Raw genomic sequence first — 22,173 nt, 5'->3', positions numbered from 1 at the left:
GTTTAATAGGAGGGGATATTAGATGATTACAAGGTTTAAAGTAGTGACATTATTACTACCATTACTAGCATTGTCTATTTTATTTATACAGAATGCTGATGCGGCTGCCCGTATTTCTGGGGAAAGTCGGTATGCAACGGCCGTAGAAATAGCACAAGAGGGCTGGCAGAGCTCAGAGACGGTTGTCTTAGCTAGGGGTAATGATTTTCCGGATGCCTTGGCAGGAGGTCCGCTTGCTTATCATTTTGATGCACCGATTTTATTAACGGCTAGAGATTCACTTACTTCGGTTACGAGAAGCGAGATTAATCGATTACAAGCTAAAAGGGTTATCATTCTCGGTGGGACGTCAGCTATTTCTAAGTCAGTAGAAGATACGCTGAAATCGATGGGAGTTGAGGTAGAGAGGATTGGTGGCAAGAACCGCTATGATACAGCTGCACGTATCGCTAAAAAGCTCCCTGCAACCAAAGCTGTGGTGGCTAGTGGGCAGAACTTTCCAGATGCATTGGCGGTTGCTCCATATGCAGCAAGGAATGGTTTACCAATCCTATTGACGAGTAAAGAATCATTACCGGCTGAGACAAAAACAGCTCTAACGGGAAAAACAAGTACGATCGTTGTTGGTGGTACTGGTGTTGTTTCAAATCAAGTTGTCAATCAATTGCCAAGTGCCAAGCGCTATAGTGGGACAGATCGTTATGGAACGGCTAAGGAAATTATCACAAAGCTTCCCCTCGCAGGAGGTAGAGCTTATGTAGCGACAGGCACCAATTTTGCTGATGCACTTGCGGGTTCAGTACTAGCAGCGAAGCGTAATGCACCGATCGTGCTTACGAATTCAACGAATGTGCCTAATGTGGTTCGCCAAACGATTAGTGAGTCAAACATTACGTCACTCACTGTTTTTGGAGGGACTGCTGCAGTTAATGAAGCAACGAGTAATCTTCTTTCTTCAATAGGTTTAATAGATGGCGATATTAACAAAGTAAGCAGTCAGGAATGGGACGTATTCCTAAAAGTAAATGAAGAGCGTGTAAAGGCGAACTTGAAACCACTGCGTCTCTCAGTAGATTTATCAGCTGTTGCTAGAGTGAAATCGAAGGATATGCATGATGTTAATTATTTCGATCATCAGTCGCCTACCTATGGCAGTCCTTTTGAAATGATGGACGATTTTGGCATAACCTACCGCCGGGCCGCTGAAAACATTGCAGCTGGTTACACGAGTGCAAGTGCTGTCATGGAAGGTTGGATGAACAGTCCAGGCCACCGAGCCAACATTATGAATAAGGATTTAACCCATATTGGTGTTGGCTATTATAAAGGCACCAATAACTATCGAGAGTATTGGACGCAGATGTTTATTACTCCATAGTATAGATGAAATTTTTTCAGGCTCTATATTGGTAATGACTGTGGAAGCTGCTATCTGTTATAGCGGCTTCCTTATTTATGCGGCTGCTCTAATACTTAAGGAGTATTTCAAACTGGAGATTGAACTAGGTTTAATTAATAGCTTTACTTAAACCATGAGGATACTGTCTTGTCAAAAAAGAAGATTGTCTTTTTTTGACGAACTCCTTTTATTGTAAGTATATTTCTCTCGAAGTATGATTAGTAGAGAAATACTACATCAAGGGAGCTGACACAAGTAAGCTGATGATTAACTTACAATTCGTTACTGGTTTTCTACTAGCACTTTTAATAGGAATGATATTTAGTGTAATGGTATATCTCAAATTTAAGAAACAACAGCAAGTTTTGAAGGATAAGCATAATCAATTTATGCATCTGGTAGAGACTCCGAATGACTTTATCTATTATGCTGAAGTGCAGCCAGAGGTTAAGTTTCTCTATTTAAGCCCCTCTGCTGAAAACTTCTTCGGGGAAGGGTCAAATGCAAAGGCATACATAAGTTCCGAAGTCGTATTCATAAATATCCACCCGGATGACTATCACATTCTAATGGCGAAGTTAAAGGGGGATGCAGATTATAGCAAACCAATTATTCAACGATGGAAAGACAAAGACGGGACGTATAGATGGTTTGAAGAATATGCGACACCGGTATACAAAAAAGGAAAGTTACTCGCCCTTCAAGGGGTTTTAAGGAATATTGATGAGCGAGTCGTCCTACAAGAAAAGCTAACCTACCAGCTATATCATGATGTATTAACGAATATTTACAACAGAGCTTATTTTGAATTGGTCTTTGAGAAGTATAATGAAAAACGTAATACTTCTGTCGCGATTATTTTGTGTGATTTAGATGAATTAAAGTCGGTAAATGATAATTACGGGCATAAGCAGGGCGACATTCTTATAAGAGAAACGGCCCAATTACTGGATGGATTTTCCTCGGATTCTGTAACAGTTGCACGAATAGGTGGGGACGAATTTATTCTATTTATGGAAGTAGCTAGTGAGATAGAGGTTGATCTATTAGTTAAGTCAATTAAGGAGCAGATCGATGAATTGAACATACGCTTGTCGATCGGTTATGCATTTACCCCGAACTCGCAAGGTGAAATGTCGCAGTTATTTTCCCTAGCTGATCACAATATGTATATGAATAAGGATAGACGAAAGGTGAATGTGTGAGTCCAAGTGTTCTTGGACTCACTTTTTTTATTGAAGGAGTAGTCTTGTTGGTTTGGTAAGGTTTAAATGAGTGAAACTGGTGCATTATGTATTAGAGTAGACCTAATAGGTGCGACCGTTCTTTAAACGGGATGGTTTTTGGTGAAAATTGGGTGAAATTGTCGATATATTAAATCTAATAACGTTCTCCTTTGTGTTAATATAGTAAAGTGATGTTATGTAATACCATATTTTCTCATTTATAGGAATGTGGAGGATGCTATGTTACCGCTAAGACAAAGAGAGGCATTATCTCAGCAACAACTGTTAGAAATTCTAGAGGATGTTTATCGAAAAGGCTCCGACTCATCAAATATCAATGCAAAGCAGTTAATTGATGATATTGTGATACAACTGAGTCCGTTTGTTCAAACTACCTAAAACTTCTGTGTAAAGGAGAAATTGAGCAAATTAATGTATTTGCAGACAAGCTGAAGTACTTGTTTGATTATGTTCTCGACCCTCTTTATATCGATTATCTCCCAGCAGAAACGATTAAAAAAGGCTAAGTCATCAAGAATTTCTTGCCGAAAAATAATAATGATTTCTGGAATTAGCTGTTGGTTAATCTGGTATGAGAACTACTCTTTGACTGTAATATTGCATGCTATAAGTAATGGTAGAAACAATCTATACTAGATATCATTTACTAATTCAGTATATAATGGTGTTTATTCATTTTTTTAGGAGGAAGTACATGGATGTTAGAGAGAAAACAGTAATATTAATTCCATCTTATAATCCTGATGGAAAACTAGAGAAATTAATACATGAAATTATCAGTGCTAAATTCTCTAAGATAGTAGTAATAAATGATGGAAGTGCTGTTGAAACGGAAATTATTTTTGATACTATATCTAAGTTGGACGAGGTCAAAGTTATTTCTCACTCGGTTAATCAAGGAAAAGGAAGAGCGTTAAAGACCGGTTTTGACTACATTAAAACCAATTTTCCACATCACGGGACAGTTACAGTGGACGCGGATGGCCAGCACGCGGTCAAAGATATTATTAAAACGGCCACAAAACTACAGGATTCTCCAGAAAGCTTGATCTTGGGGGTCCGTGATTTTTCAGGTGATGATATTCCGGCTCGGAGCCGATTTGGAAATAACTTGACAAAGGTTGTTGTTAAATTAACACTGGGCATTTCAATCACAGACACTCAGACGGGACTTCGTGGAATTCCATATGCCATGCTCGGCAGCTTATTAAGTGTAAAAGGTGAACGCTACGAGTATGAAATGAATATGATTCTTGAATGTAAAAATCAAAATATATTGATTGAAGAAGTGCCGATTGAAACGATCTACATTGAGGAGAATGAATCATCCCATTTTAACCCTATTGTTGATTCAATCAAAATCTACTCAGTGTTCTTAAAGTTTATCTCATCTTCGCTATTATCTTTCGGGGTAGACATTCTGTTATTTACGGTGTTTTCTATGCTATTTAAGGATCTCTATCCTGTCGAATTTATATTGATAGCGACCGTAGCAGCAAGGGTTCTGTCATCACTTTTCAACTATTTAATGAATCGAAAAGTAGTTTTTAAATCGAATTCTCAGAATACGTTAATCAAATACTATTCGCTGAGTGTAGTGCAGATGCTAACATCCGCATTGTTGGTTTATGCTGGTTATCAATTGATAGGTAGCGGTGAAGTCGCAATCAAAATTGTGGTTGACTCGATCCTTTTTTTAATTAGTTATGTGATCCAAAGAGATTGGGTTTTTAAGAGCAAGAGCAAAAGCAAGAACTATAGCTATAATAGGCAGGTAGACTAAAATGAGTTCATTATTCCACTTTTTCCTCCTGTTTTTGTCACTTGGCGGATGGGGAGTGGCAATATCTTATAAGTTGAAAATCAACAATGCCTTCATACCTATATTTCTTTACTCTGCCATTACGTTTGTTTTATTTATAGCGGGTGTTTTGAATATTTTGCCCCTGATAGTCACTATCATTTTTTATGTGGGATTGCTAGTATGGCCTGTCTTCATTTACTTCTTGTTAAAGGAAAGAAGGAAGCCGAACTTATCCGTACTGCTTTCCCCTGCCCTAATCTTCTTTGTCATAGCAACAACTATGTTGATGTTTTTGGTAAAGGGTGTTTCCTTTACTCATTATGATAACTTTAGTCACTGGGCATTGATTGTCAAGGAAATGTATTTAATGGACGGGCTGCCGGATGACAGCACAGTGATTTCATTTCGAAACTATCCACCTGGTACAGCTCTATTTATTTATTTTGTTTTAAAGATTACAGGGTATGCCGAAAGCTATGCGTTAATGGCTCAGAATTTCCTTTTGGCTGCTTCGTTAACAGTATTATTTGCCTATACATCTTGGAAAAAACCCTTATATATTCTATTAACTCTCTTGTTAGTTATCGGGTTACTTTCTCTCGAATTGTATAGTATCTATAACTTGATTGTTGACAAAACGCTTGGAATGGTAGCTTTCACATCAGTGATCATTTCTTACTATTATCGTGATGATTGGAAGAAAATTCTTTTGACTAATGTTCCCATCCTAGTCTTATTAATTCTGATTAAGGATAGTGGGAAATTGTTTTTTATCTTGAACGCCCTGCTTATTATTGGTTTATTATTTAGCAATATCATGGCTGGAAGTAGGTTCAATTTCAAAAACGTGACGTTACTTGGTAAAATAACACTAATACTAATCGGAGTTCCGACTAGTATCAACTATTTATGGGGGCAGTACACGGCCAAGGCCTATACGGCTGACTATGCTTCGAATAAATTTGCACTTACTGAATCAAAACTGAGCTCTTCTGATAAAAGTGAGGAGTTTGTGCAGACGTTATTACCGAAAATGTTCAATAGTTTAGTCAATTTTGATGACCATAACTTTTTAATTTTAGTGGTAACTAACGCCACTCTGATTATTAGTTTTATTGCACTATGGATAGTCAACAAAAAGGCATCAAAGCTACTTGTTTATGCGTTTTTATTTTGCAATATCACGTTTATTATTTATTTGGGTTCCTTATATTTGATGTATTTGTTCCTCATGCCAGAGCATGAAGCGACAAGACTGGCTTCCTATTCTCGCTATTTAACGACGATTGTTATTTATATAGGTGCAGTAGGTATTGGAGCGACATTATTGGTGTGGAGCAAGCTACCTACCAGAAGCCTGAAAATGATGTTAGCCGTTTTGTTAGTTGCTCTAATCTGCTATCCGACCTATGAAAAAGTGGAAGCGGGGAAAGGGAAACCTGATATTAATGAATCTATTAGATCTAAGGTGAAACCTGCAGTTGCTAAAATTAAGAATCAGGACAAGGGTGATCCGCGGATTCTATATTATAGTCCTGAAAGCCAAAAGGACGGAGGGTATCTGTCCTATATTGCACTTTTTGAACAGCTCTCACGTAACTATAAAATTATTAGGGGCTGTGAGGAGATGGAACAGGCAGAGCTGGAAAAAGCTCAATACTTGGTGGTGCTAAACAGGGACAATGGTGAATGCCTCCCTTCAGATTTGGAAGAAGGAATTTATAAAGTGAGCAAGAAAGATCAGGATATTATGCTTGAACCTTTTTAGTCGCTAGCCCTGAAGTAAATAATCTCTAAAAGCTGCAGCTAATAAATTAGCTGCGGCTTTTTATTTTAAATTACCCCCATGTAATTCAATTTAAAGTATTTGAACAGCTGGAATTTGAGTAAAATTGATCATTTAATAAGTGAAAAGTGACTGAAAAGCCAGCCGAAGAGGGTGCGGCTCATAAACGTGAGGATTTGGCTCATAAAGTGTCCGATTTGGCTCATAAATTTGTGGATGCGGCTCATAACATAGCTGAATCCGCTCATAAGAGAGCTGCCAGTTAGATGAATCACCTAAATTCTGCTCTATGAGGGTCTACATCGTCGGAAAAAGCTGAGAGAACAGCTGGATTCGAGTATTATTTACTAGTAATCACCCAGTATTAGCAATCAATTCATTTTAATTTATGTCACTTTTAGAGCGAGATTTACGTTACAATGATACGGTAGCCAAAATTTGATTCGACATTTTTCGGAGGGAATCTATGAGACAACTGATAAGAGTTCTTTTACTTTGTAGTTCGATCCTTTTATTGTTTCCAGCTAGTAGTTTTGCTGAGAAAGTGCTAGTTATTGACCCAGGTCATGGTGGGAAATTTAGTGGTACCTGTGGTGCAACCGGGAACAGGACAGGCTTCTGTGAGAAGGAGGCCAATCTCAAAGTCTCACTTAAGGTTCGAGATATTCTAAAATCTAGTGATATAACTGTGCATTTAACTCGCTCTACCGATAAGGAGTTTGCTTCCTATTTAAGAAAATCAAATGGAAGTACAACTGGTGGGGACTTCGATAAGCGTATGCAGATTGCCAACAACTACGCAAAAGGAAATAACGACAATAGCTTATTTATTTCCGTGCATCATAATGCTAGTCCAACTAGTCCTTATCTTAAAGGAACGGAAACATACTATTATGATGGTGTGAACCATTATAAGCCAGAATGGCCTCATGATCCGATGCAAATTAAATATTTATCAGAGAACAAACGGTTTGCGGAAATCGTTCAACCAAGATTAGTTAAACGTTTAGGAACAGTAGATCGAAAAGTACGAAACAATCAAAGTTTCTTTGTCATTCGTAACGCACAAATGCCAGCTGTTTTACTTGAACTAGGATTCATGACAAACCGTGAAGAAGAATCACGCATTAAGACAAATGACTTCCAACAAAAGGCGGCACAAGCTATTGCTGATTCTGTTATTAACTATTTCAAAGTATTTGAAGTGTTTGACGCGAAAGGCAAAAAACTAGCAATCTATAAAAATCAAACGGAAGCCGTTAATTATGCAAAGACATTCAAAACTAAAGTAACGGTATTTGATAAAAATAAACAAAAAACGATCTTTACGAATCAACCGAATTTCATCGTTGAACATAAGGAAAATGGAATCTTAAAGGAATACTATACCGAAAATGAAGCAATCAATTACGCATCAGGGAAAACGAATACCCGTGTTCGTAATAAGGTTTCAAATTGGACTGTTTGGTCTAACTTCTTAAAAAAGAAGTATGATGTCTATGAAGGTACTAGAAAAATTGGTAGTTATTATGACTATAATCAAGCAGTTGATGTCGCAAAATCAAAATCAAATGTCAAAATTGTCAATACTTCTACAAACGCTGTCGTTTGGTCAAATAATCAAAGTATTAAAGTGACACGCCAGCTTATAGATCAGCGAGTTTCCGGTAAGGAACGTTATCTAACGGCTGTTGAAGTGTCGAAGAGCCTTTACCCTAATGGTTTTGAAACTGAGAAAGAACAAAAGATCGTTATCCTAGCGACTGGAGGCAATGCAGCAGATGCACTTGCGGCTGGTCCCTTGTCTAAGTTATACGGGAAAGCACCGATTTTATTAACCGAAGAAGATACATTTACGTCAGCTACACTAGAAGAAATTATTCGCCTTCAGGCTGATAAAGTCGTTATCATTGGTGGAACGAAAGCAGTTCCTGCGATGGTAGAAGACGAGCTACAGCAACTAGAAATTGAGACGGTTCGTATTAGCGGATCTGATCGCTATGAAACGAGCTTACGTATTCTAGAAGCATTAGGAGAGGTCAACGGGATCTTCGTAGCATCTGGAACAAGCTTCCCAGATGCACTGTCTGTTGCTCCTATTGCTGCAGCAAATAACTGGGGAATTGTCTTAACTGAGAAATATAAGTTACCAGAGGAATCATTCGATTGGATGAATGCCAAACCTGTCATGATTGTAGGTGGTACGGCTGTCGTCTCTAATTCAGTTGAACAATCCATTTCTGCATATAATGCTAAAAACAGCTTGAAACGATTGTCAGGAAAAGACCGTTATCAAACATTAGTCGCAGTTGTTAATTCATTCAAGAACAATCTGAACATGGATGAAATTCTAGTTACGACTGGAACGAATTTCCCAGATGCTCTTGCATCAGCTCCACTTGCAATCGGAACCCAATCTCCATTAATTATTGTGAATACTAGCATGACCCCTTCTGTTCAAATGCTTTTGATGGAAAATGGAGATAAAATCGGTAAGATTACAACAATTGGTGGGACTAACGCAGTTAATGACAAAATGATTGAGTCAATTAAAAACAGCATTAGATAATAAGAAGAGGGGTACTTTATGATGAAAGCTTTGTTGGTCGCGACAATTTCTCTTATGTTCTTAGTCGGCTGCACGGATAAGGCCGCACCTCCATCAGCTGTAGAGGAAGATGCTGTAGAAGGAAGAAACGAACAGATTACAGAGGAACCCAAGAAAGAACCTCAGGAAGAGTTGAACGAAGAAGAGGATACTCCTGTAGAGGAGGAAATCGTCTCTCAAGATGGTTTGTTCCTCTATCGTCCATCAGTCGGCTCGATCATGACCTTTACGAATGCTGGTGTTGAAATGTTTGTCCATGAAGTTGTAGCAACCAACGACGAATATGTGCAAATAACTGTTACCCTTGGTGGTGCACCTGCTACTCAAATTTATAAGTGGACCTCTGATGAAATCACACTTGTTTTCGAAGATGCTGCACCAGTAGATCCTTCAGAAGACCGCTTAGATGATTTTGAGCAAATGGAAGAGCCTGAGACACTAATTCATTTAAAAGGTGAGGCCAAATGGGAGTTAGTTGATACAGCCGAATCGATTACAGTGCCAGCTGGGACGTTTGAAGATGTCTATGTCATCAAGCTAATTACTGATGATGTCGAAGGAGAAGAGAGTATCTTTACTCGTTACTATGCTCCTGGAATCGGACTCATCAAAGAGGAATTTGAATTAACAGGAGAAAATGGTTATACAGACGGAGCAACCTTAACAACGGTTGAATAGCAAACGAACGAATTTAACCCTTGATACACAGGTTGGCAATATTTTTTAGAATAAATTTTAAACTATCCACCTAAAAAACCCTTTAATCCATCCAAAGATTAAAGGGTTTTTGATACATTGTTTATTCTGTTTCGTCATCCATTTCTAATTCCGTCTCTCGATCAGTAGGCTCACCGAGATCAGTCTCATCGCTTGTCACTGGCTCCTCAATTTCTGTTTCCTCTGCAGGTGTTGGCTCGTCCGTATCCATGTCGCCACACCCAGCCATAATACCAACTGATAGAATAGCTGTTGATGATAATGCTAGTAATTTTTTCATAATAAATCCCTCCAATTTGTTATCTTAGAGGGTGTGTTCCCGCTTAATAAGTTTTAAAACATTAGAAACCTAGTAGAAACCTAGAGAAACCTAGGGACGGTTCTCGCGTTTCCGCGAGGACCGTCTTCTCTGTGTTGGCAGAGGAAGTGAGGGGAAATTTGTGTGGGTGCGGCTCATAAATAATTTAATCAGCAAAATTCATCTCTGAGGAGAATCTACATCATCAAATCAACCCTCATGCACCGCAGCACTTCTTATACTTTTTCCCACTTTCACATGGGCATGGATCATTTCGACCTACTTTTTCTGCCATCTGAATGAGGGATCCGATATGCTGTTTGGCTTCCTCATAGGTTTCTGATGCTGCCTCTAATGTTGCTCTCCATTCGGCCAGTTTCGGATGATCGATGCCATTTAGAATGCAATTAGCATAGATTGATTCCTCGAGCTCAAGCATTGTTGAATCATAGCCTGTCTCAATTAATTGCTCCACGATTGGAATGGCTTCAACAGATAAATGTTGGCAAAGGGCATCGGCGACTAAAGTTTTTTGTGTAAGGTTGGTAGTGCGATCATACAGACGGAATAGGGCCTCTTCAGCAGACTTTGTCTTAATTTTCGCTAACACCTCGATGGTATAGAGATAGGATTCTCCTTTTAAAGCAATTGGCTCAACGGCTTCGACAACCTCTTCCGTACCAATCTGTATCAAGGCTTTCATCGATTCCTCTAAAGCGGCATCGTTCTCATCTCGACTCAACACATTCACCAGATCTGGAATAACAGATTCAACACGAAGCAGTCCTGCCATCACAATCGAATAAATGGCGTCATATGTCAAGTAGTCATCTTCCTCATAGCCACCCCGAATCCCGGCTTCGACCTCCCACTGTTGAATCTCATCACGGTCAATGAACTCCTGAACCATCCTCTGACCAAATTGGAACAGGTCTAGGCTATCAGTCGTTTCTAACTGATTCATAATTGTTCCGAACTCCTCAAACAGCTCATCTACCGAAAGATCCTTAATCAACTGTAGATTTTCAAAGAAAGTTCTAGGTGTGAAAGGAGTAAGTTTTTGCTGGTATTGCAGCAATAAATCGGTTGGGGCTCTCTCTAAAAGATGGAGATACCTCGCTAAATTCTGGTCTTTCTTTTGGATACGACTAATTAATTCTTGAATGCCAGCTTCATCGACGGGAATAAAATCAATAAAAGGTAGAATGGAGGGCGTCGGTGAAGAACCATTTTCACTCCGATCAACAGCCTCCAACGCGGTAAATAAGGTTTCCGGCTTTGCAAGAAAACTCTGCTCTAGCATTTGTACCGCATAGCTCTGAACGAATCTATCCTCGCTTAGAAGTGCTGCTTCTATCCGTTGCAAAAAGGTTGTCATTACATCATCGCCTTTCTAGACTAAATATCTATAGGGGTAATTATAGCATGTACGACACTGGGTAAAAATTTGCGGAGAATGATATGAATCAAAAGCCAACCATTTAGACGTGAGGATCATAAAAGTGCGGCTCCGGCTCATAAAGTATCAGATCCCGCTCATAACTTTGCCAGTCTCGCTCATAAACTAGCGAAATCCGCTCATAATCCCTCGCACCCTCAGCAAAAAAGCTGAACCTCGTCCTCGGACGAACGGCTTCCTTGATGAAACTAGGTAAACAGCCTGGATTTTTATTAACGTCGATCATTTTAAAGGATTACAATGAATCAAAAGCCAGCCAGTTGTGGTGCCGCTCATAACGTTGCGAATCTGGCTCATAAAGTAGCGGATCCGGCTCATAAAAAACCGCATCCGGCTCATAAAAAACCGCATCCGGCTCATAACACAGCACAATCCGCTCATAACTCGCCCTCCCGCTGAAAAAAAGCTGAACATCGCAGGTAGTTGAACGAACTTCTATGAAAAAGGGAGCAGAACCTGCTGGCAATTAGGTTCATTTTAATAGATTACAATGAATCAAAAGCCAGCCAGTTGTGGTGCCGCTCATAACGTTGCGAATCTGGCTCATAAAGTAGCGGATCCGGCTCATACCAGTCCGCATCCGGCTCATAACACAGCATAATCCGCTCATAACTCGCCCTTCCGCTGAAAAAAAGCTGAACATCGCAGGTAGTTGAACGAACTTCTATGAAAAAGGGAGCAGAACTTGCTGGAAATTGGTTTAAATTCATCATTTTAATAGACTACAATGAATCAAAAGCCAGCCAGTTGTGGTGCCGCTCATAAAAGTGCGAATCAGGCTCATAAAATAGCAGATCCGGCTCATAACAGTCCGCATCCGGCTCATAACTCAGCATAATCCGCTCATAACTCGCCCTTCCCGGTATAAAAAACCATTCAGCCAAACAACTCCTCCGAGGAATCTAGCAAAAACTGTCTGGAATTTAGTTAACCTCACTCATTTAAAACAAAATAACGATTTAAAAGCCCCCTCAAATGCCATGGCCTCCGCACAGGAACTAAATATTGACATCCAACAATAAACATTGTAATGTATTCCAAGTGAATTAATCGGATTAGGATGAATATAAATTAGAGAGAAGTAAGCATTTTTTCCGAGTAATTAAACAGCAACTCAATAGGGGGAGAGAAACAAAATGGAAACAGTATTTATTTTAATTAATATCATTATCATGCTTGCACTTATTGGTCTTCTGTTTTATATGCAAAAGAAGCATGTTTCGTTTAGTAAACGAGTCCTTACTGGTTTGGGGCTTGGTATTGTACTTGGGGCATTTTTGCAACTTGCATACAGCTCTGATTCGGTGATTGTTAGTACATCGACAGATTGGTTCAATATTGTTGGTCGTGGGTATGTGAGTTTGTTAATGATGATTGTCATTCCGCTCGTCATGGTTTCGATTATCCAATCAATCATTAATTTAGAGAAATCATCTGAACTTGGAAAAATGTCAGCCTGGATCATTGGGATTTTAGTAGCAACGGCAATGGTTGCAGCTGTCGTTGGTGTTGGGGCAGCATCCGTCTTTAATTTGGACGCTAGTCAAATTGAGGCAGGTCAAGCCGAAAATGATCGAGGTCTTGCTTTGGAAGAACGTTTAGGGACTGTTCAGGACCTTACGATTCCACAGCAGATCGTTAGCTTCATCCCGTCTAATCCATTTTTAGACATGACAGGTGCTCGTGCGACTTCGACGATTGCTGTCGTTATCTTTTCGATTTTCATCGGTGTCGCGGTGCTAGGTGTTCGCAAAAAGCAACCAGAGCAAGCGAAGATTTTTGTTGATTGGGTCAATGCTGTATATGCTGTTGTTATGCGAATCGTAACGCTTATTCTGCGTTTAACGCCGTATGGTATTTTGGGATTGATGGCTAATACTGTTGCCAATACGGATGTAGCTGGGATTCTAGAGCTAGGTAAATTCGTTGGTGCTTCTTATGTTGCGTTACTAGTGATGTTCATCATCCATCTCATTGTCGTTGGACTGTTTGGGCTTAACCCATTTACATTCCTTCGTAAAGTACTGCCGGTATTGGGCTTTGCTTTTACATCAAGATCTAGTGCAGGTACGATTCCGCTTAATATTCAAGCACAGAAAAATAGTCTAGGAGTCCATCAAGGGATTGCGAATATGTCTGCATCATTTGGTGCGACGATTGGACAGAATGGTTGTGCCGGAATTTATCCTGCGATGCTTGCGGTCATGATTGCACCATCACAGGGGATTGATCCACTGTCACCTGGGTTTCTTGTTCAATTAGTTCTTATTGTTGGAATTGCGTCATTTGGAATTGCTGGTGTTGGAGGCGGTGCAACATTTGCCGCACTAATTGTCCTATCATCTATGAACCTTCCAGTTGCACTCGCAGGTCTATTGATCTCAGTCGAGCCACTCATTGATATGGGACGTACCGCATTAAATGTAAATGGTGCGATGGTATCTGGTACACTCACATCTAGAATTATGAATAAGTTAAATCTAAAGACATTTAATGATCCTAATGCTATCGAGAAGGAAACAGGTCTTTAATAGCCTAAGACTAGTTCAGAAAAAGCTGAAGCAGAGGGAACGCTCTCGCTTCAGCTTTTTTCTTTTATCACTATACTTGAAAAATAAATTGATGCGTAGTAAGATGTACATTGGCAACAAGAAGACATCTAAATAGACTTACCTGTATAACCTCTAGAATATGGCTTGAGGGTCTCTACCAGGAACCATAAAAATCCTGATTACAGAAAATGAATTTGTTCATTTCTGTAATCAGGATTTTTTGTCGTTCTTTTTAACGATCACTTGATTGCTATAAAACTATTTATCAGAAAGGGCGAGAACGAGTTATGAATTTAAAAGTTTTTATACTGGCTATATCGACTGTTTCCGTTGGACTAGTTGAGTTAATTGTAGGAGGGATTCTGCCGACGATTGCTAGCGATTTGTCTATTTCATTAAGTTCAGCCGGACAGCTAATTACGGTGTTTGCACTGATCTATGCGATTGCTGGTCCTGTGTTGCTTGTCGCAACGAGCAAAATTGAACGAAAGAAATTATACCTAATCTCTTTGTTTATCTTTTTTCTCGGTAACATCCTAACCTATTTTAGTGCCGATTTCACCATGATGATGATTGCAAGGGTGTTAACGGCAGCGAGTACAGCACTTATCGTCGTTTTGTCATTAACGATCGCTGCAAAAATAGTGGCACCTACTCATCGAGCGAAGGCTTTGGGGATGATCTATATGGGAATTAGCTCATCACTGGTCCTAGGTGTCCCACTTGGAATACTCGTTTCAAATGCATTTGGCTGGCGTGTCATTTTCCTTGGAATCGCTGTGCTGTCAATCGGCTCCATGATCCTAATTTCATTATTTCTCGAACGTATTCCCGGGGAAAAGACGGTTTCACTTAAGCAGCAATTAAAAGCAGTAGGGAGTGCAAAAATAGGCAGTGCCCACCTAGCGACAATGTTTATGCTAGCAGGACATTATACGTTGTATGCTTATTTCACACCATTTTTAGAAATGGAACTTAACTTAAGCTCAGAGTGGATTAGCATCTGCTACTTTGCCTTTGGTCTAGCAGCTGTAGCTGGAGGTGCATTAGGTGGTACCCTTTCAGATTGGATTGGAGCTCAAAAAAGCATTATCATCGTGATTAGTGCATTTGCGGTTGTTCTTTTCTTACTGCCACTTACGACTTTTTCACTTATCCTATTCATCCCGATGATGATGTTGTGGGGAGCATTAAGCTGGGGGCTAGCACCACCACAGCAGAGCTATTTAATTCAAATCGATCCCGCGACATCCGATATCCAGCAGAGCTTTAATAATTCAGCACTGCAGATTGGAATATCACTCGGCTCAGCGATCGGCGGCATCGCCTTAAACCAAACAGGGACCGTGTCAAATATGCCGTGGGTTGGCGGCTTGATTGTCATCATCTCCTTATTATGTGCAGTCTTTTCTTTGACAAGACCGGATGTAAAGAGAGCGAGTACGATGTCAGTGCCGTCTTATAATAGATAAAATTCTCAACACAAGAAAAGCCAGTTGTCTATGCATCGTTCATGCAGACATCTGGCTCTTTTAATCTTTATCCTTATCAAAAACAATCTCCAACACAGCAAGTAGCGATGCAATAATCATTTCTGTATTAATAGAAAGTGTAATACTACTCATACATTCATCTACTGTAAACAGAGCGATCCAGTTAAATATGCTTTCAATACTGAATTTATAAAACACCTTCACTTTCCTGGTTAAATGTTGAGAAGTCAGCTTGAAAATGGCAATAGAAAACAAGTCGACAACTAGGCCCAGAATAAAGAAACTGACAACAAAAATAAGTAAGGACCAGAAAGATTGATATTGAACGCCGAGTAGTTCGAAAATCCCTGCAAAACCAAAGAACAAAAGTCCTATGACAAAGCCTAACACCAATAAAAAGAGAATGGCTATCCCGATAACTGTTACAATCTTTCCTTTTATATTCTTATCACGAAATGAATCATTTTTATTCTCTGACATATTTCTGTTTCTCCTCTGACTAGCTCTCCTTTTATCATTTGCACCTTTTAGGAAGGACAATACTCCATAGGCTCTGTACAATGAATATAACCATTTTTCTTATAGTAATTAATGCTATCATCACTCGGCCAAACAATGATAAATTCATATTTATTTACCCTAGTCCACTCCTTTATTCGAGAAAGTAACGTACTCCCGATGCCCTTGTTTCTGAATTCTCTAGTAGTAAATACGTTAGTCATATAAGCAAAAGGATAGGTTACTCTCCCAGGGCGGGGCACTTTCTGAATCAATTTTATGTAAATATTTGAGACAATTTTTCCATTTTCCTCTGCGACCCAAATAAACCATTGGTCACTAGTAAGAGCATTTTCTAAGAAAGCTTGGCATTCTTTCTCAAAATCGTCATATAGAGCCTCCTCAATTTCATTTTTTTCATCAAATTCAATTGTGGAGTCCCATCTCAGCTTGATTAATTGTTTGCAATCCTTTCCCTCTGCAAGTCTAATATTCATATGTGTTCCGTCCTTTTTTAAGTGTAGTTATACTATTTAATCAGTAAATAAAATTAAGGTTCTTGAAAACCGAAAAGACCTACAAACGTGAAGATTAAACTAACTGCAAGAATAATGATGCTACATATAATTAATATCTCTCTATACCTATTTTTCTCGGCAGGTAAAGCAAAGAGAAGACCAAGCAAAGGATAGAGGTTGAAAATGAATATGGCGTTTGCTCCAAATGTCAAGGTGTCTAAAAGGTTCCCTCCCTGCGACATTGAAATAATAATACTTAATCCCAATAGTGTAGAGAGTAGTGATAAGAACGAAAAGATTTTCCTCATTTTTCTCCTCCTATACTTGCTATTCTAAAAAAATAAATGTCTTCTATTTAAGCCATTTAATCAAGTAAGCCACAATCATTGTTTAATTTTGTTATGCCTATAAATGACTATATCAATGATTGCCCCAATTAAAGAGCCTAAGATAATTCCAAGAGCTAGATTATCAAAGAAAGTCGATCCAAAGGCAATCCCTACTGCAGTACCAATTGCTAAGAAAGTACCTCTTCCCACCTTTTGCATCAAGAACAATCCCTTTCTCTTACTTTTAGTAGAAGGTAGATCTAAATGTTTAGCCCCAGGCTACCATTATGTTCCTATTCGTTGGCATAAAAAACTCCCTTAAGTTGTAGGAAGCCTCTATGGTCATAGTCATTTCTCCTTATTTGCTTTGTTCAATCTCACTTGTATTTTAACATTATTTTCCTTTTATTAGTATAAAAAAAGCGTCCCTATAGAGAAACGCTTCTGGTAACTGACTTACATATATTCACATGGAAAGCTCTCTTGCTCATTTTGAAATTTTCTCAAATCCTCATGCAAAAGCAGCTGATTTTTTTTGTAATAGGTATTGATCAAGGGCTTGTTGCAAGGTTCCTAGCTTCTTAGTATCAGGATCAAATGTAATTCCGGATTCAACCATCTCTTTGACAACTTCCTTACGTAAGCCTGTAATGACTGTGAAGCACCCCATCATGGAGATTCCATCAATAAGCTTTAGAAGTTCAGCAGTAATGTCTTGTTTCATACTAGCTACACCTGATAGATCGATAATTAACGTGTGAATACGTAAATTTGAAACCTCTGTTAATACTTTTTCCTTAATAATACAAATGCGACTTGGATCAATCGCTCCAATTAACGGTAGGATGCTAATTGTATTATTGATTGGGATAATGGGAACGGAGAGGTTTTCAACTAATTTTTTCTGTGCATGAATCAACGAATCCTTATATGTAGAATAATCAAGAAAAAATGTATTTAAAAACATATCTACTCTATTATTAATCTCTTGTTCCAACTGAAAAAAATCATTCATTTTATAGTGGTCAAGTAGTTCATAATACTTATGTATGAAAATCCATAATGTTCTACGAATAGCTTGAATCCATTCGAGTTTAAAGGTTAATTCAATTGAATGAGTCGCCCAAGCGATTCCTTCCTTTTTGGCAAATTGTTTGAGTTCGTGATCTTCATGATTAATAATATAAACCGTTAAGTGGTGTGCATTATTAACTAAATCAATATTACCGATTTTCAGAATTTCATTAATTTTATCTCTGACATTTACCGCTTCACATAACAAAGTAGATTCAAAATGATCTTTATTTTCTTTAAAGAAGTCTTTCAGTTTAAATGAAGGCTCGAAAACAATATCCATTTTAGTTCTCCTTTTTTAATTTATTAAGTACTAATGAAAGAAGCTGAAAGATTTGTCGCTCGAGGTTGTGTGAGTTTCTCCTACCTCGCTGGTAAAAAATGCTACTAAGACTAAAAGATAATACCCATACTAGTAGGATCTCAAACCTATTAATTTATTATTTTTCAAAGAAAATTGTATAAGCTTGAATCGTCTATCTACTTTTAGATGGAATAAAAGATGGCGAATGAACTCTTTTTCCTCGTTACTGTAGGTTCTACTACTAATTAATTGGGAACATTTTTAGATATAAATGATATGCTAGCTTAAGCCTATACCTTTTTCATTATGTTCAGGTCAATAATGGAGGAATTTCTAAAGGGATAAGGCGAATAAATAATATAAATTTTGAAGATTGTAGGTGGATCATGAGTGAGCCTCAGATTTTAATTATAGAAGATGAACCGAAGATTAGCAGGGTGCTGCAGCTGGAATTGGAATATGAAAATTATGTAACGGAAATTGCTAACAATGGTAAGGATGCACTTCGACTTATGAAGGAGAAAGATTGGGACCTCGTACTATTAGATATTATGATCCCTGAATTAAGTGGACTTGAAGTATTGCGAAGGATTAGAAAAACGGATGAACAGACACCGATTATTTTATTAACGGCTAGGGATGAAATACATGATAAAGTAAGCGGACTGGATCTGGGTGCGAATGATTACATCACAAAGCCATTTCAGATTGAAGAGCTTTTAGCAAGAATTCGTGTCCATCTAAGAGCACCTAAAATGGCGAAGAAGGAAATCAATAATCGAATTTCGATCGGCGAGCTGCATGTTGATTTAGATGGCCGAGAGGTAGTAAGAGGAAAAGACGTGATTGACTTAACAAAAAGGGAATTTGACCTCCTTGTCTGCTTATTACGAAATAAGAATATTGTGATGTCAAGGGAGCATCTTGTTGAACAAGTATGGGGATATGATTACGTGGGTGAGACAAATGTCGTTGATGTGTATATCCGTTATTTAAGAAAGAAAATAGATAATGACTATGAACCAGCATATATACAAACAGTACGTGGTATAGGTTATTCGATAAGGGACATGAGTTCATGAAACTAAGAACAAAAATCGTTCTGTCTTCTAGTTTATTTATGCTTGTGCTGATTTTGCTTGTGAACATCTCGATCTACTATTTCTTTTATCATATGAGCACAAACACGGAGCTAAATGAGTTAAAGCTGGTGATAAATGATGTAACGCAGGCATTAAATGAAAATCCTGAGGTTGATACGAGTGAATTGTTAGAAGCCTACCTCCCTGCAAATGGCATGATCCGAATTATTCTAGAAAGTGAAGTAAGAATGATTGAACAAACTAGATCAAGAGATTATTCGACACTGCCATGGACCTTCACATCGATGGAATCACAGGAAATGATTTCAATGAAAAACGCACCTGATATAGCAGTTGTTGAAAAACCGATCATTTGGAGGAACGGTGAGCATGCTGGCGAGATTGTAACCATTCAAGTATCCAATCATTTGATCTCATTGCATGAAACATTACGCACGTTAATTTATGTATTATCTATCCTATCTTTCCTTGTGCTGATCCCGATCATTATTGGCAGTTCGATCCTAAGTAGGTTTTTGCTCCTGCCAATTAAAAATCTAATCAAGACGATGAATGAGAATACGATCCAAGGTAAGTGGAAAAAGCTTGATATGTCTAATCGTTCGCATGATGAATTGCATGAAATGGAGCTGACCTTTAATCAGATGATCGAATATCTAAAGGAAAGCTATGAAAAGCAGGAGATGTTTGTTTCCGACGCATCACATGAGTTGAAAACTCCGATTCAAATCATTAAAGGCTATGCTCAGATGTTAGAGCGTAGAGGCATAGCAACGCCGGAACTATTTCAAGAATCTGTTCTTGCCATTGATTCAGAAGCAAATCGTATGAACAAATTAGTTGAACAAATGCTCTCCCTAGCAAAAAATAAACAGCTTCAGCCAAGTGCATCTGTTGATCTTGTCGGTTTAATCGATGAAACAGTCAAAGTATTTAATGGAGTATCTGAAAGAGATATTTTTATTGAAAAAAGGCGTGAAACGATGACGGTGAAAGCAGATCGAGATCAGCTGAAGCAACTGTTTTATATTTTAATAGATAATGCAATAAAATATAGTCAGAACACGATTCATATCAGATTATTACAGGAAAATAGACAAGCGATTGTCGAAGTTCAGGATTATGGAAAAGGAATTTCATCAAAAGACCAGAAACAAATCTTTGACCGTTTTTACCGAGTGGATAAAGCCCGGAATAGAGATACGGGTGGGACTGGATTAGGCTTAGCGATTGCAAAGTCGATTGCAGAGGCCCATGAAGGAGAATTATCTGTGAACAGTGAATTAGGGCAGGGATCAACATTTATCCTGCGAATGCCTATTATTAATGAAAACTAAAAGAGAAATAATCATTTTCTCATCAAATTTTAATCTACATCAAATCCTCCTTTCATAATGGATGTATAAACTAAGGGTATCAAATCAACAGGAGGAATAAAAAATGAAGAAAAAAATAATGATCGCAGTTGGTGCAATATCTGTAGCAAGCGTATTGGGAGTGGCAACTTTTCAATCTTTAGTAGCAAATGCTGAGCCAAACCTATCGAAAGAGGATATCCGAAATCAAGTGACGTCCCAATATCCTGGTGTCATTAACGAATTGGAATTAGAAAGAGAAGGAAATATCAACGTATATGAGGTTGAAGTAGAGTTAGATGGAAAGGAATATGAACTAAAGATCGATGCTGATTCAGGAGATGTATTGAAACTTGAAGAGAAGGCTATTGCTAAAGAAATCGTAAACGAAAATGAACAGGTCGCAGTTGACACAAATGCAGATGAAGCGGTTAGCAATGATGATGATCGTGAGGTAGAGAAGACAGAAGATGTTGCTGTCGATCAGCAAGCCACTCCAAAGCCGGAAGCCGCTAATCAAACTAAAGAAACTAACAACGATGACAACGGCCAAGGTGAACAGGTAACAGAAGAGGCTGGCACAACAACCATTGTTGCTAAAAAGAAGACTGTCATTAGCAATGACGAAGCAAAGAAAATCGCTTTGAATAATTTTGCTGGAACCATTGTGGAATTAGAACTGGATGCTGATGACGACAGTAGCCATAGCTATGAAGTGGAAATTGTAAATGGAAATCAAAAAGCAGAGATCGAAATAGATGCTTATACTGGTAAGGTGATTATGTTGGAAATTGAAACAGATGATGATGATGATAATGATGATGATGACGGTGATGATGATTAATTTGGTTTATGCTGCTGGAGTTGGATCTGGCAGCGTTTTTTTTGTTATCCAGCTATAAAACAGCCTCATATCTATGAAAGACCGCTCCACTGAATGCAGCATCTGAGAAGAAGCTAGAGAAATAGCTGGATTTTAGTTAAATTGATTGGTTTTAAGAAGGAATAATTGATTGAAAAGCCAGCCGATGGGGGTCCCCGCTCATAAAAGGGTGAATCTGGCTCATAAAGTAGCTGATTCGGCTCATAAAAGCATCAATCCGGCTCATAAAACCCCCAATTCGGCTCATAACAAGCATCTCTTCTATGAAAGCAAGCTCCACTGAATGCTGCATCTGAGAAGAAGCTAGAGAAATAGCTGGATTTTAGTTAAGTTAATTGGTTTTAAGAAGGAATAATTGATTGAAAAGCCAGCCAATGGGGTGGCCCGCTCATAAAAGGGTGAATCTTGCTCATAAAGTAGCTGATCCGGCTCATAAAAGCATCAATTCCGCTCATAAAATCCCCAATTCGGCTCATAACAAGCATCTCATCTATGAAAGCAAGCTCCATTGAATGCAGCATCTGAGAAGAAGCCAGAGAAATAGCTGGATTTTAGTTAAATTGCTTGGTTTTAAGAAGGAATAATTGATGGAAAAGCCAGCCAATGGGGTCCCGCTCATAAAAATGTTAATTCGGCTCATAAAGTAGGTGATCCCGCTCATAAAAGCATCAACCCCGCTCATAAACCCCCCAACCCCGCTCATAATCCCCATAACCAGCCCTATAAGCCTATTAAAAATTCCTCAA

19 protein-coding genes and 1 riboswitch are annotated in these 22,173 nt (G+C 38.6%); of the genes, 12 read left to right on the top strand and 7 right to left on the bottom strand.

Annotated features, from left to right (window positions below):
* Positions 1-22 precede the first annotated feature (22 nt).
* The 7 genes from J7W16_RS03670 to J7W16_RS03640 all read left to right on the top strand — a co-directional run bounded on the left by J7W16_RS03670 (position 23) and on the right by J7W16_RS03640 (position 9,522).
* Positions 23-1,378 carry a cell wall-binding repeat-containing protein gene (locus J7W16_RS03670; RefSeq protein ID WP_210595826.1) on the top strand — a complete coding sequence of 452 codons (1,356 nt, stop codon included), beginning with the start codon at positions 23-25 and terminating at the stop codon, positions 1,376-1,378.
* A 284-nt stretch (positions 1,379-1,662) separates the two neighbouring features.
* A complete protein-coding gene (locus J7W16_RS03665) occupies positions 1,663-2,604 on the top strand; it encodes a sensor domain-containing diguanylate cyclase (RefSeq protein WP_210595825.1) in 942 nt (313 codons plus the stop codon).
* A gap of 261 nt (positions 2,605-2,865) precedes the next feature.
* Positions 2,866-3,024: a YwzD family small protein gene (locus J7W16_RS03660; protein ID WP_210595824.1), complete on the top strand. Its 159-nt coding sequence runs from the start codon at positions 2,866-2,868 to the stop codon at positions 3,022-3,024.
* 316 nt (positions 3,025-3,340) lie between these two features.
* On the top strand, positions 3,341-4,429 hold the full coding sequence (locus tag J7W16_RS03655) for a bifunctional glycosyltransferase family 2/GtrA family protein (protein ID WP_210595823.1): 1,089 nt from the start codon (positions 3,341-3,343) through the stop codon (positions 4,427-4,429).
* Between the two features lies 1 nt (position 4,430).
* Positions 4,431-6,218 carry a hypothetical protein gene (locus J7W16_RS03650; protein ID WP_210595822.1) on the top strand — a complete coding sequence of 596 codons (1,788 nt, stop codon included), beginning with the start codon at positions 4,431-4,433 and terminating at the stop codon, positions 6,216-6,218.
* A 484-nt stretch (positions 6,219-6,702) separates the two neighbouring features.
* Entirely contained in the window at positions 6,703-8,805 is a 2,103-nt protein-coding gene (locus J7W16_RS03645) for a cell wall-binding repeat-containing protein (RefSeq protein ID WP_210595821.1), read from the top strand.
* Between the two features lie 18 nt (positions 8,806-8,823).
* Positions 8,824-9,522, top strand: coding sequence for a hypothetical protein (locus J7W16_RS03640; RefSeq protein ID WP_210595820.1), 699 nt, complete (start codon positions 8,824-8,826; stop codon positions 9,520-9,522).
* Between the two features lie 121 nt (positions 9,523-9,643).
* Here J7W16_RS03640 and J7W16_RS03635 read toward each other — a convergent pair whose 3' ends face one another.
* Together J7W16_RS03635 and J7W16_RS03630 are read right to left on the bottom strand one after the other, a co-directional pair.
* On the bottom strand, positions 9,644-9,841 hold the full coding sequence (locus J7W16_RS03635) for a hypothetical protein (RefSeq protein WP_210595924.1): 198 nt from the start codon (positions 9,839-9,841) through the stop codon (positions 9,644-9,646).
* Between the two features lie 235 nt (positions 9,842-10,076).
* On the bottom strand, positions 10,077-11,237 hold the full coding sequence (locus J7W16_RS03630) for an SEC-C metal-binding domain-containing protein (protein WP_210595819.1): 1,161 nt from the start codon (positions 11,235-11,237) through the stop codon (positions 10,077-10,079).
* 1,217 nt (positions 11,238-12,454) lie between these two features.
* On the opposite strand from J7W16_RS03630, the gene J7W16_RS03625 reads away from it, so the two are divergent.
* Both J7W16_RS03625 and J7W16_RS03620 read left to right on the top strand, forming a co-directional pair.
* Positions 12,455-13,849, top strand: a complete 1,395-nt coding sequence (locus J7W16_RS03625; RefSeq protein WP_210595818.1) for an L-cystine transporter — start codon at positions 12,455-12,457, stop codon at positions 13,847-13,849.
* Positions 13,850-13,971: 122 nt separating this feature from the next.
* A riboswitch (purine riboswitch) is annotated at positions 13,972-14,072 on the top strand.
* Between the two features lie 85 nt (positions 14,073-14,157).
* Positions 14,158-15,342 (top strand): MFS transporter, encoded by a 1,185-nt coding sequence (locus J7W16_RS03620; RefSeq protein ID WP_210595817.1) that lies wholly within the window; start codon positions 14,158-14,160, stop codon positions 15,340-15,342.
* 60 nt (positions 15,343-15,402) lie between these two features.
* Here J7W16_RS03620 and J7W16_RS03615 read toward each other — a convergent pair whose 3' ends face one another.
* The 5 genes from J7W16_RS03615 to J7W16_RS03595 form a co-directional block, all read right to left on the bottom strand.
* Positions 15,403-15,843, bottom strand: coding sequence for a regulatory YrvL family protein (locus tag J7W16_RS03615; RefSeq protein WP_210595816.1), 441 nt, complete (start codon positions 15,841-15,843; stop codon positions 15,403-15,405).
* 47 nt (positions 15,844-15,890) lie between these two features.
* Positions 15,891-16,358 (bottom strand): GNAT family N-acetyltransferase, encoded by a 468-nt coding sequence (locus J7W16_RS03610; RefSeq protein ID WP_210595815.1) that lies wholly within the window; start codon positions 16,356-16,358, stop codon positions 15,891-15,893.
* A 53-nt stretch (positions 16,359-16,411) separates the two neighbouring features.
* A complete protein-coding gene (locus J7W16_RS03605) occupies positions 16,412-16,687 on the bottom strand; it encodes a hypothetical protein (RefSeq protein ID WP_210595814.1) in 276 nt (91 codons plus the stop codon).
* A 75-nt stretch (positions 16,688-16,762) separates the two neighbouring features.
* A complete protein-coding gene (locus J7W16_RS03600) occupies positions 16,763-16,927 on the bottom strand; it encodes a glycine zipper domain-containing protein (RefSeq protein WP_210595813.1) in 165 nt (54 codons plus the stop codon).
* 292 nt (positions 16,928-17,219) lie between these two features.
* Entirely contained in the window at positions 17,220-18,065 is an 846-nt protein-coding gene (locus tag J7W16_RS03595; RefSeq protein WP_210595812.1) for an STAS domain-containing protein, read from the bottom strand.
* Positions 18,066-18,472: 407 nt separating this feature from the next.
* Here J7W16_RS03595 and J7W16_RS03590 point away from each other — a divergent pair, with 407 nt between their 5' ends.
* The 3 genes from J7W16_RS03590 (at position 18,473) to J7W16_RS03580 (ending at position 21,388) form a co-directional block, all read left to right on the top strand.
* The gene (locus tag J7W16_RS03590; RefSeq protein WP_210595811.1) at positions 18,473-19,168 is read left to right on the top strand and encodes a response regulator transcription factor; all 696 of its coding nucleotides are present in this window, start codon (positions 18,473-18,475) and stop codon (positions 19,166-19,168) included.
* Positions 19,165-20,526: a sensor histidine kinase gene (locus J7W16_RS03585; RefSeq protein ID WP_210595810.1), complete on the top strand. Its 1,362-nt coding sequence runs from the start codon at positions 19,165-19,167 to the stop codon at positions 20,524-20,526. Before J7W16_RS03590 ends, J7W16_RS03585 begins: the two co-directional genes overlap by 4 nt.
* A 103-nt stretch (positions 20,527-20,629) precedes the next feature.
* Complete coding sequence (locus J7W16_RS03580; RefSeq protein ID WP_210595809.1) at positions 20,630-21,388, top strand: PepSY domain-containing protein; 759 nt, start codon at positions 20,630-20,632, stop codon at positions 21,386-21,388.
* Positions 21,389-22,173 lie beyond the last annotated feature (785 nt).

It is taken from the genome of Halalkalibacter suaedae, from assembly GCF_017939705.1.
Classification (GTDB): Bacteria; Bacillota; Bacilli; order Bacillales; family Bacillaceae_D; genus Halalkalibacter; species Halalkalibacter suaedae.
This window is presented reverse-complemented; position numbering and strand designations above follow the sequence as displayed.